The sequence below is a fragment of the Flavobacterium limnophilum genome, assembly GCF_027111315.2.
In the GTDB taxonomy this organism is placed as follows: Bacteria; Bacteroidota; Bacteroidia; order Flavobacteriales; family Flavobacteriaceae; genus Flavobacterium; species Flavobacterium limnophilum.
Genome location: NZ_CP114289.2, coordinates 1,124,672 through 1,141,128, shown reverse-complemented (window position 1 = coordinate 1,141,128; position 16,457 = coordinate 1,124,672). Strand labels below are relative to the sequence as shown.

The 16,457-nt window shown below is 38.0% G+C and carries 14 protein-coding genes; 8 read left to right on the top strand and 6 right to left on the bottom strand.

Annotated elements, in window-relative coordinates; translation table 11 throughout:
• Nucleotides 1-69 precede the first annotated feature (69 nt).
• The 8 genes from OZP13_RS04580 to OZP13_RS04545 all read left to right on the top strand — a co-directional run bounded on the left by OZP13_RS04580 (nucleotide 70) and on the right by OZP13_RS04545 (nucleotide 9,149).
• On the top strand, nucleotides 70-1,209 hold the full coding sequence (locus OZP13_RS04580; protein ID WP_281298820.1) for an aspartate aminotransferase family protein: 1,140 nt from the start codon (nucleotides 70-72) through the stop codon (nucleotides 1,207-1,209).
• 58 nt (nucleotides 1,210-1,267) lie between these two features.
• The gene (locus OZP13_RS04575) at nucleotides 1,268-2,464 is read left to right on the top strand and encodes a glutamate-5-semialdehyde dehydrogenase (RefSeq protein WP_281298819.1); all 1,197 of its coding nucleotides are present in this window, start codon (nucleotides 1,268-1,270) and stop codon (nucleotides 2,462-2,464) included.
• Between the two features lie 68 nt (nucleotides 2,465-2,532).
• Nucleotides 2,533-3,294, top strand: a complete 762-nt coding sequence (gene proB / locus OZP13_RS04570; RefSeq protein ID WP_269242657.1) for a glutamate 5-kinase — start codon at nucleotides 2,533-2,535, stop codon at nucleotides 3,292-3,294.
• A 264-nt stretch (nucleotides 3,295-3,558) separates the two neighbouring features.
• Complete coding sequence (locus tag OZP13_RS04565) at nucleotides 3,559-4,509, top strand: N-acetylornithine carbamoyltransferase (RefSeq protein WP_269242656.1); 951 nt, start codon at nucleotides 3,559-3,561, stop codon at nucleotides 4,507-4,509.
• On the top strand, nucleotides 4,499-5,284 hold the full coding sequence (argB, locus tag OZP13_RS04560) for an acetylglutamate kinase (protein WP_269242655.1): 786 nt from the start codon (nucleotides 4,499-4,501) through the stop codon (nucleotides 5,282-5,284). The genes OZP13_RS04565 and argB overlap by 11 nt, the downstream gene beginning before the upstream one ends.
• 76 nt (nucleotides 5,285-5,360) lie before the next feature.
• Nucleotides 5,361-6,434, top strand: a complete 1,074-nt coding sequence (locus OZP13_RS04555) for a M20 family metallo-hydrolase (RefSeq protein WP_281298818.1) — start codon at nucleotides 5,361-5,363, stop codon at nucleotides 6,432-6,434.
• A 54-nt stretch (nucleotides 6,435-6,488) separates the two neighbouring features.
• Complete coding sequence (gene argH / locus OZP13_RS04550) at nucleotides 6,489-7,769, top strand: argininosuccinate lyase (RefSeq protein ID WP_281298817.1); 1,281 nt, start codon at nucleotides 6,489-6,491, stop codon at nucleotides 7,767-7,769.
• 183 nt (nucleotides 7,770-7,952) lie between these two features.
• Nucleotides 7,953-9,149 (top strand): IS256 family transposase, encoded by a 1,197-nt coding sequence (locus tag OZP13_RS04545; protein WP_269239997.1) that lies wholly within the window; start codon nucleotides 7,953-7,955, stop codon nucleotides 9,147-9,149.
• A 302-nt stretch (nucleotides 9,150-9,451) separates the two neighbouring features.
• On the opposite strand, the gene OZP13_RS04540 is transcribed toward OZP13_RS04545, so the two are convergent.
• From OZP13_RS04540 to OZP13_RS04515, 6 genes are all read right to left on the bottom strand, one after another.
• Nucleotides 9,452-9,790, bottom strand: a complete 339-nt coding sequence (locus OZP13_RS04540) for a hypothetical protein (protein WP_269242651.1) — start codon at nucleotides 9,788-9,790, stop codon at nucleotides 9,452-9,454.
• 3 nt (nucleotides 9,791-9,793) lie between these two features.
• Nucleotides 9,794-11,176 (bottom strand): phosphoglucosamine mutase, encoded by a 1,383-nt coding sequence (glmM, locus tag OZP13_RS04535; RefSeq protein ID WP_281298816.1) that lies wholly within the window; start codon nucleotides 11,174-11,176, stop codon nucleotides 9,794-9,796.
• A gap of 12 nt (nucleotides 11,177-11,188) precedes the next feature.
• Nucleotides 11,189-13,117, bottom strand: a complete 1,929-nt coding sequence (gene nagB / locus OZP13_RS04530; protein WP_281298815.1) for a glucosamine-6-phosphate deaminase — start codon at nucleotides 13,115-13,117, stop codon at nucleotides 11,189-11,191.
• A gap of 32 nt (nucleotides 13,118-13,149) precedes the next feature.
• On the bottom strand, nucleotides 13,150-14,124 hold the full coding sequence (locus OZP13_RS04525) for a Gfo/Idh/MocA family protein (protein WP_281298814.1): 975 nt from the start codon (nucleotides 14,122-14,124) through the stop codon (nucleotides 13,150-13,152).
• Nucleotides 14,125-14,185: 61 nt separating this feature from the next.
• Nucleotides 14,186-15,505: a sugar MFS transporter gene (locus tag OZP13_RS04520; protein ID WP_281298813.1), complete on the bottom strand. Its 1,320-nt coding sequence runs from the start codon at nucleotides 15,503-15,505 to the stop codon at nucleotides 14,186-14,188.
• A gap of 22 nt (nucleotides 15,506-15,527) precedes the next feature.
• Nucleotides 15,528-16,454, bottom strand: a complete 927-nt coding sequence (locus tag OZP13_RS04515) for an NAD-dependent epimerase/dehydratase family protein (RefSeq protein WP_281298812.1) — start codon at nucleotides 16,452-16,454, stop codon at nucleotides 15,528-15,530.
• Nucleotides 16,455-16,457: the final 3 nt, after the last annotated feature.

The window sequence follows — 16,457 nt, the reverse complement described above, 5'->3', positions numbered from 1 at the left end:
TGTGGTTTATTGTTTGTGGTTGTTGAATTGACCATAAACAATAAACCATAAACACAAAACATAAAAAAAATGAACTTATTTGACGTTTACCCATTATACCCTATTACGCCCGTAAAAGCATTAGATTGCACTATTTACGACGATAAAGGAATCGAATATTTAGATTTATACTCTGGTCACGGAGTAATTTCTATCGGTCACACCCAACCGGATTATGTGGCCAAAGTGAAAGCACAATTGGATAATTTGAGTTTTTACTCGAATGCCATCCAAAATCCATTGCAAGTAGAATTAGCAGAGAAATTAGGAAAAGCTTCTGGTTTGACTGATTTTAGCTTATTCCTTTGCAGTTCTGGTGCTGAAGCCAATGAAAATGCTTTAAAAGTAGCTTCTTTTCATACCAATAAATCAAGAGTAATTGCTTTTGATAATTCGTTTCACGGAAGAACTTCGGCGGCTGTTGCAGTTACGGATAATAAAAAAATTGTAGCGCCATTAAATGCCCAACAAGCAGTTACTTTCTTGCCATTGAACCAAATTGATTTGGTAGAAGCTGAATTGAAAAAAGGCGATGTTTGTGCCGTAATCATCGAACCCATTCAAGGCGTTGGTGGTTTGGACCAAGGAACAACGGAATTCTTTCAAGCTTTGGAAAAAGTTTGTAATGCCAATGAAGTGGTTTTAATTCTTGACGAAGTACAATCGGGTTACGGAAGAAGCGGAAAGTTTTTTGCACACCAACACCACGGAATCAATCCTGATATCGTAACCACTGCCAAAGGTATGGGGAACGGTTTCCCAATTGGAGGCGTTTTAATTTCACCAAAATTCAAAGCGAGTTATGGTTTATTGGGAACTACTTTTGGTGGAAGTCATTTGGCTTGCGCTGCTGGTATTGCCGTTTTGGACGTGATGGAAAAACAAAATCTAATCGAGAATACCAACAAAGTATCGGAATACTTTTTCGAAGCCATCAAAGTAATTTCCGAAATCACGAAAGTAAAAGGAAGAGGATTGATGTTGGGCGTCGAATTTGATTTTGACGTAAGTGCTTTGAGAAAAAAAATGATTATCGAAAAACATATTTTTACAGGAGGAGCCAATAATAAAAACTTGTTGAGAATCCTTCCTCCGTTGACGATTACCACTGATGCTATCGATACATTTATTGTGGCGTTACAAGAATCGCTTGAAGAATTAAAATCATAAAAATCAATAAATCTTTGTCAAAGTTTTAAACTTTGACAAAGATTATAATTTTATAAAAATGAACACATTATTATCCATAGAAAAAAGAAATGCTGTTTTAAGCCGAATGGCGGAACTTCTGGAACAAGAAAGAGCCAATCTAAAAAGCATCAACCAACAGGATTTAAGCAATTATTCCGGTGATGATTTGGCTATGGAAAAACGCTTGTTGGTGGACGATGCCAAAGTTGATGCAATGATTTTGTCGATGCAACAATTGGCAAGCCAGGAAGATCCTGTTGGAGTGGAGCGATTCCATTTTGTTCACGACAACGGTCTTAAAATCACCAACAAAACAGCGGCTTTTGGAACAATAATGATCATTTATGAATCCAGACCTGATGTAACTGTTGAAGCTGGAGGAATTGCATTCAAATCGGGAAACAAAATCTTGCTGAAAGGCGGAAAAGAATCCTTGTTATCCAATTTAAAAATTGTTTCTCTTTGGCACCAAGCTTTGGATGAAAATAATATTTCTAAAGATTGGGTGGAGTATTTGAATTACAATCGTGCCGAAACCCAGGCTTTTCTGGAAAACCCAACACAAAGAGTGGATTTGATTGTTCCTCGTGGTGGCGAACAATTGATAGCTTTTACCAAGAAACACGCGACTTGTCCCGTAATCGTTAGTGGTCGCGGAAATAACTTTGTGTATGTAAACCAAGAAGCCGATTTGAAAAAAGCATTGGATATTATCATCAACGGAAAAACAACAAATATCGGCGTTTGCAATGCTTTGGATAAGGTTCTTATTGATACAAAATTGCCTAATTGGGAAAGTTTTGCTAAACAATTGGTAACCGAATTACAGAAATACAAGGTGGAAGTTTTAGGAGATACTGCTTTCGCAAATGCGACTCAGGTTTCTGCCATTACGAATGAAGAAATTTGGTACGAAGAATTTTTAAATTATAAAATCGTCATTGGAATCGTAAATTCAGATGAAGAAGCGATTGCGAAGATTAACAAATATTGTGGTGGCCATTCGGCTTCGATAATTACACAAAACGATGCCGTTGCTCAAGGATTTATGGAGCAAGTAGATTGTGCGGCAGTTTATCAAAACGCTTCGACCCGATTTACCGATGGAGGTCAATTTGGTTTGGGTGGCGAATTGGCGATAAGCACCGACAAATTGCACCAACGCGGCCCAATTGGATTGCAACATTTAGTGACCAATAAATGGTATATTTACGGCGAAGGACAAATCCGATAAAATGTACAGACGCGATTTATCGCGTCTCATAATACTGCATCAATAATGACGATTGATATTTATAAATAATGGCAAAAAAAAGAATATTATTAAAGCTCGGTAGCAACACACTCACCAAAGAAACCGATCACATTTCGAGAGGAAAGATTGAGGATATTGGAATGCAGATTGCCGCTTTACAAGACGATTATGAATTTATAATTGTTAGTTCCGGTGCTATTGCCGCCGCCAAACAATTTGTAAAACTAGACAATCACGACAAGGATGTTTTTGTGAAACAAGCCCTCGCTTCTATCGGCCAGCCTCATTTGATGCGGATTTACCACGAAAATTTCAGTGATTTAGGTTTGCATACCTCTCAATGTTTGCTTTCCTATTCTGATTTTGAAAAAAAACAAACCAAAGTCAATATCGTCAACACGATAAACGTCTTGGTCAAAAATAGTTATATTCCAATCATCAACGAAAACGACACCGTGGCAACGGACGAAATCAAGTTTGGCGACAACGATAAATTAGCGGCATTGACAGCCGTTTTATTGAATGTTGACATTCTGATTATTGCGACCAACACCAACGGAATTTACACCAAAGCTTCCTTCAAAGATGAATTTCCTGAAACGATTGAATTGGTAACCGATTTAAGCGTTTTGGAAAAAGAAATTGGCGATTCAAAATCTTCCCACGGAACAGGCGGAATGCAATCCAAAATAGATTCAGCAGCAATTGCCAAAGCAGGGAACATCGAAACCTGGATTATCAACGGACTGGAAGATAATTTTATTTTGAAAGGGTTGAAGAATGAAATTGCTTTTACTAAAATTGTATAAAATATAGGGGAATTATGACTGGCAATAGATTATTAGATTTTTTTCTATTTGCATTAATTTCTTTTCTTTTTTATTTAATTAGATATAAAAAAGAAAAAAATGATAGCCATTCATCATTTGATAAATCTTATGATTATTATAGAATTATTAGAAGTTGGTCACCAATAATAATGTTTTTTACACTTGCAATAATTTCATTACTATTATGGCTTGGTGAATAGAATATCATAAAAAAAAAATATAATTGAAATAAAATATAAAACTATGAACTTTATATCCATACAAAACATAGATTCACTCGAGAAATGGGTGAAACAAGCGTTAAAAATCAAAAAGAATCCGCTTAAAAACAAGAAACTGGGCAAGAACAAAACATTGGTAATGTTGTTCTTTAATTCTAGTTTGAGAACCCGTTTGAGTACCCAAAAGGCAGCCTTGAACTTGGGAATGAACGTTATGGTGATGAACTTTGGCAGCGAAGGTTGGACATTGGAATATGAAGATGGAGCGATTATGAATCAAGGTGCTTCGGAACATATCAAAGAAGCGGCTGCAGTGGTTTCTCAATACGCAGACATCATTGCCATCAGGGCTTTCGCCGGATTGGTAGACAAAGAAAAAGACAATGCCGAAACGGTGATTTCAGGATTTTTGAAACACGCCACTGTGCCCATCGTGAATATGGAAAGCGCAACCGGACATCCAATGCAATCCCTTGCAGATGCGATTACAATGGCAGAGCACAAAACCCCGCACAGAGCAAAAGTGGTGCTGACTTGGGCGCCACATCCAAGAGCTTTGCCTCAAGCTGTTCCCAATTCTTTTGTGGAAATGATGCAAAAGCAGGAAGAAATGGATTTTGTAATTACGCATCCTAAAGGCTACGAACTGAATACTGAAATCACGAAAGATTCCATAATCGAATACGATCAGGACAAAGCGTTCGAAAATGCCGATTTCATCTATGCCAAAAATTGGAGCAATTATAACGAATATGGTCAGATTACAAACTCCGACCCAAATTGGACGGTTACTGCACAAAAAATGGCTTTGACCAACAATGCCAAGTTTATGCACTGTCTGCCTGTTCGCAGAAATGTAATTGTTGCGGATGAAGTAATCGACAGCGAAAATTCAATAGTTATCGAACAAGCGAATAACAGAACGTATTCGGCTCAATTAGTATTGCAAAAAATATTGGAAAATGTCAAATAAAAAACCATTATCCATCATAAAAATCGGTGGCAACATCATCGATAATCCAACGGAATTATCGCAGTTCTTGGCCGATTTTTCCAAGATTGAAGGCAACAAGATTCTCGTTCACGGTGGCGGAAAATCGGCTACCAAAATGGCACAAAGCATTGGCTTGACTCCTCAAATGATCGACGGACGAAGAATTACCGATAAACCGATGCTGGATGTTGTCGTGATGATTTATGCCGGCGAAATCAACAAAAATATTGTGGCTCAATTGCAAGCCAATAACACCAATGCAATGGGATTTTCGGGTGCTGATGGAAACTTGATTCAATCCACCAAAAGAAATCATCCAACAATAGATTACGGTTTTGTGGGCGATGTTCAAAAAGTGAATACACCATTATTGGAAACTTTAATCAATAGCGGAATTGTTCCTGTTTTTTGTGCTATCACGCACGATAAAAAAGGACAATTATTAAATACCAATGCCGACACAATTGCTAGTGAATTGGCCATTGCCGCATCGGAAGTTTTTGAAGTGACCCTGAATTATTGCTTCGAAAAAGCGGGCGTTTTGACGGATGTGGATGATGAAAATTCAGTAATCGAACAAATCAATTCGGAACTTTACGCTAAATTAAAAGAAGAAGGTGCGATTCATTCTGGAATGATTCCTAAATTGGACAACTGTTTCAATAGTTTATCCAAAGGAGTACAAAAAATAAAAATTGGGCATCACAAAATGTTGAAAGATGCTAATGCAATTTGTACGAGCATAGAATTATAAATAATTTGTCACAAAGACACTAAAACACAAAGAAATAATTTAAAAACTTTGCGCCCTTGCGCCTTTGCGGTAAAAAATGAAAAACATAGAAACCCTTATACAAGAAGCCATTGCGCTATTGAAATCGTTGATTGAAACACCTTCCTTTTCGAGTGAAGAAGATCAAACAGCGCTTTTAATCGAAAATTGGTTCAACCAAAACAGCATTCCTTTCGAAAGAGAGAACAATAATATTTGGGCTTACAATCAGCATTTTGATAAATCCAAACCTACACTTTTACTCAATTCGCACCACGATACGGTGAAACCCAACCAAGGTTATACAAAAAACCCATTCGAAGCGATTGTCGAGGATGGTAAATTATATGGTTTGGGAAGTAATGATGCCGGCGGTTGCTTGGTTTCATTAATCGCCACATTCACCCATTTTTATGCCGTTGAAAATCTGCCATACAATATTGTAGTGGTAGCTTCGGCAGAAGAAGAAAGCAGCGGAAAACTGGGGTTGAACAGTGTTTTGAAACATTTGCCGGAATTGGAATGTGCCATCGTTGGCGAACCCACCTTAATGCAATTGGCGGTTGCCGAAAAAGGATTATTGGTCTTGGATATTGTCGTAAAAGGTACGGCAAGTCACGCCGCACACAACAATCCAGACAACCCAATTTACAATGCAATGCCCGTAATTGAATGGTTCAAAACCTATCAATTCGAGAAAATATCCGAAGTTTTAGGTCCCGTAAAAATGACCGTAACCCAAGTTACCGCAGGAAAACAACACAATGTCGTTCCAGCTGAATGTCATTTGGTTGTCGATATTCGGGTGAATGATTGTTACAACAATATCGAAATTTTGGAAACGGTAAGAGCAAACGTGAATGCCGAAGTAACGCCACGTTCGATGCACTTGAATGCTTCTTCCATTCCTGTTTCACACGGATTGGTACAAGCCGGGATTGCTTTGGGAAGAACAACTTACGGCTCGCCTACCCTTTCCGATCAATCGGTTTTGTATTGCAAATCATTGAAATTGGGTCCAGGAGAAAGCTTGCGTTCCCACTCGGCGGACGAATTTATATACGTCAACGAAATAGAAGAAGGAATCCAATTGTATATCAAAATACTGACTGATTTTTTAAAAAACAATTAGATAATTAACCCTGACAGGGTTCAAAACCCTGTCAGGGTTATTAAAATAAACATTATGAAACTTTGGGAAAAAGGAATACCAACAGATAAACAAATAGAACATTTCACCGTTGGAAACGACCGAGAATTAGACTTGGTTTTGGCTAAATACGATGCTTTGGGTTCCATTGCACACGCCAAAATGTTGTGCCAAATCGGACTCTTGACGGAAGAAGAAACCGATTCTTTGGTTTTGGCTTTGGAAGACATCATCATCGATGCCGAAAAAGGCACTTTCGAAATTGACGAAAGTTTTGAAGACGTGCATTCCAAAATCGAATATCTCTTAACGGTAAAATTAGGTGATGCCGGAAAGAAAATACACACGGCTCGTTCTCGCAACGACCAAGTTTTAGTTGACGTGAATTTATACCTAAAAGACGTGGTAACCGATTTCAAATCGCAAGTAAAAACACTTTTTGATTTGTTGATGGAATCGGCAGAAAAATACCAAAACGTGTTGTTGCCTGGTTACACGCATTTGCAAATTGCGATGCCTTCCTCTTTTGGGATGTGGTTTTCCGCTTATGCCGAAACCTTGATTGACGACATCACGATGTTGAACGCCGCCTTGAAAATCGTGGACCAAAATCCATTGGGTTCTGCTGCTGGTTACGGAAGTTCCTTCCCAATCAACCGAACTTTTACAACCCAGGAATTAGGTTTTGAAACCTTGAAATACAATTCGGTTGCTGCACAAATGAGCCGTGGTAAATCAGAGAAAACGGTAGCTTTTGCGATGAGTAGCGTGGCGGCCACTTTGGCAAAATTCTCGATGGACGTTTGTTTGTACATGAGCCAAAATTTTGATTTTATCACTTTGCCTGCCCATTTGACGACAGGTTCCAGCATTATGCCACACAAGAAAAACCCCGATGTTTTCGAATTGATTCGTGGAAAATGCAACAAAATTCAAGCTTTGCCTTACGAAATTACGCTAATCACCAACAACTTGCCAAGCGGTTACCACCGTGATTTACAATTGTTGAAAGAAGGATTGTTTCCTGCCATCCAAAACCTGAAAGCTTGTTTGGATATTGCCATTTTCTCCATCAAGGACATCAAAGTAAAAGACAATATTTTGGCGGATAAAAAATACGATTACTTGTTCACGGTGGATACTTTAAACGAAATGGTCGTTGCCGGAATGCCGTTTAGGGATGCTTATAAAGCGGTTGCCGAACAACTTGAAAACGGCACCTTTCAATCGCCAAAAGAGACCAAACACACGCACGAAGGAAGCATCAACAACCTTTGTTTGGAAGAAATTAAAGAAAAAATGAAATTGGCTATTTAAGCCAGTCAAAATAAATTAAAGCCACGAATTCACGAATTATATTGGTTTTATTTTTTGAAAAAAAAAAACCACACCTAATGTTTTTTTTGGTAGTATCCTATAAAGTGTGTAAGTAAAAAAAGTATTAGGGTTTGTGCAAACCCTAATACTTTTTTTACTTAATTTTAATATTTTACACATTTTATGAAAAAGGAAGATTTATTATCCGATGAATTTTTGAAGCAATTCAAAACAGGCGAAGACCTTTATGGCTTCTTAGCCCAACTACAAAAGCGAGGAATAGAGAAAATGCTCGAAGGCGAATTAGACGCCCATTTAGGCTATGATAAGCACGAGAAAACTACAAAATCCAATGCTCGTAATGGTTTTTCTAACAAGAAAATAAAAACCTCATTTGGCGAATCTCAGATTCAAGTTCCCAGAGATCGAGAAGCCTCATTTAACCCTTTAATTGTGCCCAAAAGGCAAAATATGCTCGATGGTTTAGAGAACGTAATAATCTCTCTCTATGCCAAAGGAATGAGCAATAGCGACATCGAAGAACAAATAAGAGAAGTTTATAATTTTGAGGTTTCCACTAGTACTATTTCTAGGATAACCGACACGGTTTCGAGTGATATTATTGCTTGGCAAAACCGACCTTTAGAGGCTGTTTATCTGATAGTCTGGATGGACGGAATTGTTTTTAAAGTTAGAGAAAACTCAAAAATAGTCAATAAAACCATCTATTTAGCCGTTGGACTTAATAGAGAAGGTAAAAAAGAAGTCCTTGGAATGTGGCTAGGAAAGAATGAAAGTGCTAGTTTCTGGCTTGGCGTTTTAACAGATTTAAAAGCTAGAGGAGTTGAAGATATACTAATTACTGCTACTGACAATCTAAATGGTTTTACGCAAACTATCAAAAATGTATTCCCAGAATCACAAACCCAAATCTGTGTAGTACATCAAATTAGAAACTCAGCTCGTTATGTGGTTTGGAAAGATAAAAAGGAATTTTCGGCAGATATGAAGCTTATTTACAATGCTCCAACTAAAGAAGCTGCTAAAGCATCTCTGGGAGATTTTTCTAAAAAATGGAATAATAAATATCCTTATGCGATTAAATCCTGGGAAGAAAATTGGGAGGAACTTACCGTATTCTTTGACTTTCCAGTAGAAATCAGAAAGATAATTTACACCACAAATTTAATCGAAAACCTCAATGGTAAAATCAGAAAATACACTAAAAACAAATTATCATTCCCAACGGATGAAGCTGTTTTAAAATCTGTATATTTGGCTTTGAGAGAGGCAACCAAAAAATGGTCGATGCCAATCCAAAACTGGGGATTAATCCTCAACCAGTTCTTAACTATATTTGAAAAAAGGGTTCAACTTTAATTAAAAAATCAAACCCCTATATTTTTAAACTTACACACTTTTTGGGATAGTGTCTTTTTTTTTTGAGAAATACATAAAACAATTCCTTTGTTTTGAGGCAAATCTATTTTATATAACATTTTCCATTTTTTCATCACTATATATTGAAACTATTTTGACGGATTTCCCCTCAACAATCCCCTATAGCAACTAAACGGGCAAGCATCCCCCAAAAAAAACCTCATAATCAAAAAGATTATGAGGTTTTTTTTATGAAGCCTATAGACTTATTTTCAAACCAAATATTGGCTTTTCTTGAAAATTTAGTTGAACAAATGCATTTCATTAATTGCAGTCGTTTTTAAAAATACTTTCTTTAAACGACGATGAATAGTTTCAATTTTGGAAGAGATTTCATTGACCGATTTCAAGGTTTTACTCCTGATTTTTATTTCAATGGATAAATCCTTTTCGTTTTTTGAAAAAAGTTTAACCGAAAACAATCCATTTGGATAATGGACTGTCAATCCATCCAATTCTTCCATTAAACACAAATCAAATTCCCCTTTCAACCAATTAACAAATTGGTCATAAAACTCAACGTTTTTTATTTTTTCATATCGGGTGACAACATGAAATGGTGCCTGAAAAGAAATATCCATTTTTTAAATACAATTTTTAATTTCATCAACAAACCTGATTGCCAATCGATCAGCACTATCTTGCGAACTACTTTCGGTATAAATTCGAATAATCGGTTCCGTATTTGATTTTCTCAAATGCACCCATTCCTTTTCAAAATTTATTTTTACGCCATCAATTGTTGTTACGTCTTCCTTCCTAAATTTTGTGGCTATTTTTTCCAAAACAGCGTCAACGTTTATTTGTGGTGTCAGTTCTATTTTGTTTTTACTCATGAAATAAACAGGATAACTATCCCTCAATGCTTTGCACGACATTTTGGAATTGGCCAAATGCGACAAAAACAAGGCCAGTCCTACCAAAGAATCTCTTCCGTAGTGGGATTCTGGATAAATAATGCCGCCATTGCCCTCCCCGCCAATTATGGCTTCTGTTTTCTTCATTAATTCCACCACATTCACTTCTCCAACGGCACTTGCTTGGTAGCTTGCGCCGTGTTTTTCCGTAACATCCCTTAATGCCCTCGATGATGATAAATTGGAAACCGTATTTCCTTTGATTTTTCCAAGTACATAATCGGCACAAGCCACTAAAGTGTATTCCTCTCCAAACATGGAACCGTCTTCACAAACCAATGCCAATCTGTCCACATCAGGATCAACCACGATACCAAAATCGGCTCCTTCTTTTACAACCAGTTCCGAAATATCCGTTAAATGCTCTTTTAAGGGTTCCGGGTTGTGGGGAAAATGACCATTTGGTTCGCAATACAGCTTAACGCATTCGACACCCAACTTTTCCAACAAGGCTGGAATGGCGATTCCTCCTGTAGAGTTTACGGCATCCACAACCACTTTGAAATTTGCTTTTTTGATGGCATCAATGTCTACCAACTCCAAATTTAGGACCTCATCGATATGTTTCGCTATGTAGCCTTCTTTTTCAGTATAAATCCCCAAATCATCTACTTCGGCAAATTGATAAGCGTCCTTCTCGGCAATTTTTAAAATGGTTTCCCCGTGTTCGGCATTTAAAAATTCGCCTTTATTGTTCAATAATTTTAAGGCATTCCATTGTTTGGGATTGTGGCTTGCCGTAATAATAATGCCTCCATCAGCAGCCTCCAAAGAAACTGCAATTTCCACTGTTGGCGTGGTGGACAATCCTAAATCAACAACATTAATTCCTAAACCAATCAATGTTTTGCTTACCAAACTGCTTATCATGTCTCCAGAAATTCGGGCATCTCTGCCTATAATGACTGAAAGATTCGTTTTTGTATTTTGCTGTTTCAACCACATACCATAGGCGGCAGCAAATTTTACGGCATCTATAGGGGTCAAATTATCGTTGACGCTCCCTCCTATGGTGCCTCTTATTCCTGAAATTGATTTTATTAATGCCATTTTATTTTTTATTTAATATTCCCATCTAACAAATGCTTCCATTGCTGCATAATGGGACAACCCTAATTGATCGTATAAATCGGCCGTTTCTTTATTTCTGTCCTCGGCTCTTTGCCAAAACTCCCTGCTGTCTGCTCCTTGAAAAACAACTCCATCTTTTTGCGATTGATGTTTAAATATTCCTCTTCGTTTTTCCAATACTTGATCAGGTCCCATTGGCACCGCCATTTCAATCTCGTCGATTCCCCATTCTTGCCAAGCTCCCCTGTACAACCAAACCCAACAATCGTTCATGTATTTTTTAGGTTTCAATCGTTTCACGGCTTCAAAAACAGCATCCAAGCATACCTTATGGGTTCCGTGAGGGTCAGCCAAATCGCCTGCAGCATAAATTTGATGTGGTTTTATTTTATCGATGAGATCCATTGTTATTTGGATATCGGCTTCTCCTATTGGATTTTTCTTGATGGTTCCTGTTTCATAAAATGGAAGTTCCATAAAATGAATCTGTTCTTCTGGAATACCCACGTGAAAACTGGTTGATCGCGCTTCTCCTTTACGTATCAAACCTTTTATGTATCTTACTTCTGGGCTATCTACTTCACTAGCTTTTTTATTCTTAAGGAATGTCATCGCTTTTTTATAAATATCTTCGGCTTCAGGACTTTTGATGCCAAACTTGTCGTTATAATCGCAAACAAAGCTGGCAAATCTTAGCGCTTCATCATCGGCCACTGCTATATTTCCCGAAGTTTGATACCCCACATGTACTTCATGTCCTTGCTCATGTAATCTCTTGAATGTACCTCCCATACTAATGATATCATCATCTGGATGTGGACTAAAAATAAGCACTCGTTTTTTAGCCGGTTCGGCACGTTCTGGACGTTTGCTGTCATCGGCATTGGGTTTTCCTCCTGGCCATCCCGTAATGGTGTTTTGCAGTTTGTTGAATATTTTAATGTTGATATCATAAGCGGGTCCTGCATCGGCCAATAGATCACTCATTCCGTTTTCAATGTAATCCGCATCGGTCAGCATTAAAATTGGTTTCTTTAAATTAAGTGCCAATCCCAATACGGCTTTTCGAATTAATTTATCCGTCCAAACAATTTTTTCGACCAACCAAGGTGTATTGATTCGGGTTAGTTTGGATGCCGCTTCTTTATCCAAAACAAAAGTGGCATTTTTATGTTCTTGCAAAAAGGACGCGGGAACTAAATTAGTAACTGGCCCTTCTGTCGATGCTTTAATAATATTCGCTTTTCCTTCACCCCATGCCATAAGGATTACCCTTTTGGCTTCCATAATCTTTTTAACACCTAAGGTAATTGCTGTTCTAGGCGTGTTGTCCAGGCCTGAAAAATCATTGCTTGCCGCCACTCTTGTAATGTGATCTAAAGCGACTAATCGTGTCTTGGAATTTTGCAACGATCCTGATTCATTGAATCCTATATGGCCATTTCCCCCGATTCCCAATATTTGCAAATCGATACCACCCAAAGCTTCAATCTTGGCTTCATAAGTGGCGCAATAATTTGCTATTTCTTCTTTTGACAAGGTTCCATCGGGAATGTGAATGTTTTCGGGTAAAATATCAACTTGGTTAAACAACAATTCTTTCATGAATCGCACGTAGCTATTTATGGAATCTTGCTCCATTGGATAGTATTCATCCAAATTGAATGACACCACGTTTTTAAAACTCAAACCTTCTTCTTTGTGCAGGCGCACTAATTCCGCATACAATCCTTTTGGTGAAGAGCCCGTGGCCAATCCCAATATACAAGGCTGTTTTTGGGCTTGTTTTACTCTTATCAAATCGGATATTTCTCTAGCCACAGCTTGGGAGGCTGCTGCCGAATTTTCATAAACTATGGTTCCTATATTTTCAAACCTTTTTTCAAACCCTGTGGCTTTATCAATACTACTGTTTAACATAACTTAATTTTTATAATTTATTTTTTATCTTTTTAATTCTTCCCCAAAATAGCATCCAAAACCCAAGTGGTGTGTAATGCCGTTCTTCCTGTTGACAGATGTATGGATCTTTTTAGCAAATGATTTTTCATGTTTTGAACATGAAAAAATTGGATATTTTCAGGATGTTTTATGATGAGACTTTCCTTGAAAGAATCTCGTTCCAACTGGATGGGCAGTTCGTCAAAAACGGAGAAACTTATTTTTCCTTTATCGCCGTAAATCTCGACTATGTCTTCTCTTTTTTCAGCTCCAAAATTCCAACTGCCCGAGCCTGTAACTCCTGATTCATGCATCCAACTCCCTGCAACCGAATCCATCGAAGTATATAAACCTTGCTGGTTTACCGCCATGCCATTGGCTTTTTCGATATTGCCCAATAAATGGATGAACAAATCGATTCCGTGGGAAGCCAAATCATCAAAATAACCGCCATAAGCAATTTTAATATCGGTGCGCCAGTTATACGTTTTATCCAAATCAACAGCATTTGCCGGTTTCCTGAAATGCCAATTTATGTGCCTTACCGTTCCTATTCGGTTTTGTTCAATCCAAAGTTTGACTTGTTCAAACCTGGGAAGCGATCGCCTGTAATAAGCCACGAACAATGGTATTTTCTTTTCCTCGAATGCTTTGTTTATCAGCAGACATTCTTCATAAGTTGGCGCCATTGGTTTTTCGATGCAACAAATTTTTCCTGCCGCTGCCACTTTTAAAGCATAATGACAATGAGAATCCGGGGGAGTTGCAATATATATGGCGTCTATTTCAGGATCATTGATTAAATCATCCGCATCTCCATAAAACTTGGGAATATTGTGCCTAATAGCATAGTCTTCGGCTTTTGAAATATCGCGACGCATGACAGCATGTAACTCAAACCCTTCCACTTTTTGATAAGCGGGACCGCTCTTCAGCTCCGTCACGTTTCCGCAGCCAATAATTCCCCATTTATAGTTGTTGTCCATCGTTTTTTATTAATCTGCTATATTATTTATCCCCAATGCTTTTTGATATTACTATTGTTCCTTATTTTCTTGACCAACTTTTGTATTTATGTCCCCAGATAGCAAAAAACAGGATTAAGGAATAACACGGAATTAAAATCCAATAACTACTGGTTGCGGCTGTTGCCAAAGCTTCCGATTCCTTTATTCCATTGGCCATAAGCTCGTGTGTATTGGCATCGACCATTCTGCCGTATAAAGGAGGAATAATAGCTCCTCCGGAAATTGCCATAATCAACAAAGCCGAAGCAGTTTTAGTAAATTTACCCAAGCCTTCCAAAGTTAAAGGCCATATTGCCGGCCAAACCAAGGCATTGGCAATACCCAATGATGCCACAAATAAAATGGACGTGAAACCGCTGGTAAATAATATGCAAGTACTAAAAACAATACCCAATAAGGCACTTATTCTAAGGGCAGTTCCTTGTTTTAGATATTTTGGAATTAAAAAAACACCAAGCGCATAGGTACATACCATTGCCAATAAAGTTATGGTGGTAAAGAACTTGGCGTCCGCAGCTGGAAAACCTAAGGAAATACCGTAGGCTATGATGGTATCACCGGCTATAACTTCTGCCCCAACATAGACAAACAATGTTAATACCCCCAACCATAAATGTGGAAATTGAAAGATGCTTGTTTTTGTAACAGCGCCTTCTTTTGTCTCTTCCACTTCAGCTGCTTCGACGTGAGGCAGTGGCGCTTTTCTAATTAACAATCCTAAAGTCAACAATACCGCAGCCATAATCAAATAAGGCATAAAAACGCTGTCGGCCATGGTATCCAATAAAACGGCTTTTTCTTCGATTGATGCGCTTCCCAGTTTTGCTTTTACTTCATCAATTCCCGACAATAATAAAGCTCCGAAAATCAACGAACCCAAAGCCCCGGCGGTTTTATTGGCGATTCCCATAATGGCAATACGTTTTGCACCACTTTCGATAGGTCCCAAAATAGTAATGTATGGATTGGCGGCCGTTTGCAACAAAGTCATCCCGACACCTTGAATAAAAATACCCGTTAAAAACACCCAATAAGTTCTTGCTTCGGCAGCTGGAATAAAAACCAATGCTCCAATTGCCATAATTATCAGTCCCAAAGACATTCCTGCCCTATACCCTATCTTGTTCAAAATATAGGAAGCCGGCAATGCCATAACCACAAATGATATATAGGATGCCGATGCCACCAAATAGGATTGCGCATCGGTCAATTCATTGATGGTTTTCATAAACGGAATGAGTGCTCCATTGATCCAGGTAACAAAACCAAATATGAAAAACAGGCTTGCTATAATTATTATTGGAACTAAATTATTTTTGGGTTTAATACTATTCTCCATATCGGTGGTTTATTTAATTGTGTTAGTTAATCAACAAGGCATTATGGTAAAATTCAATAGTCTCTTCCAAGGCATGGTCAATGGAATATTGTGGTTTAAAACCGAGTTGGTTGAATTTGGAAGGATCTGCTTTTGAATGCTTGATGTCTCCAGGCCTTTCTTCCAATAATTGTATTATTGACTTGGAGTTGGTTATTTCAATTATTTTTTCGGCCAATTCCAATATGGACGTGCTATGCCCTAGAGCGACATTGTAGGTTTCGTTCCCTTTTTGGGAAGCCAAAATATTGGCTCTTACCACATCTTTTACATAAATAAAATCACGAGTTTGTGAACCATCACCATAGATTGTAAGCGGCTCATTTTTCAAGGCTTTGTTTATGAAAATGGGCACGGCAGCAGCATAAGCCGATTGCGGATTTTGGCGAGGCCCAAAGACGTTGAAATAGCGCAAGGATGCCGTTTGCAAATTATATTGGTCCAAATACATTTTTAGATAATATTCCCCATCCAATTTAGTGATTGCATAAGGAGTCATTGGCTCCGGGAACATGGTTTCCACTTTTGGCAAAATTGGATTGTTTCCATAATTCGCAGCTGAAGTAGAAAGAACCACTTTACAATTGGGATTGTTTTTTGCCGCTTCCAGAATGTTGATTGTTCCGATGGTGTTAATGTCAATGCATTCCTTGATTTTTAGCAAGGATTCCGGTACGCTCACCAAGGCTGCCAAATGGAAAACGCCATCAGCATTGCCCACTAATTTTTCCACTAATTTTTCGTCCCGAATGTCTCCATTCACGAAATTCACGTTCAAGCCTTCCAGATTTTTTTCAAATCCTGTTCTTAGACTGTCCAAAACAGTAACGTTGTGTCCTTCTTGTGACAAAAATTCGGCTATATGGCTTCCTATAAATCCGGCACCTCCGGTAATTACATAATTTTTCATTTC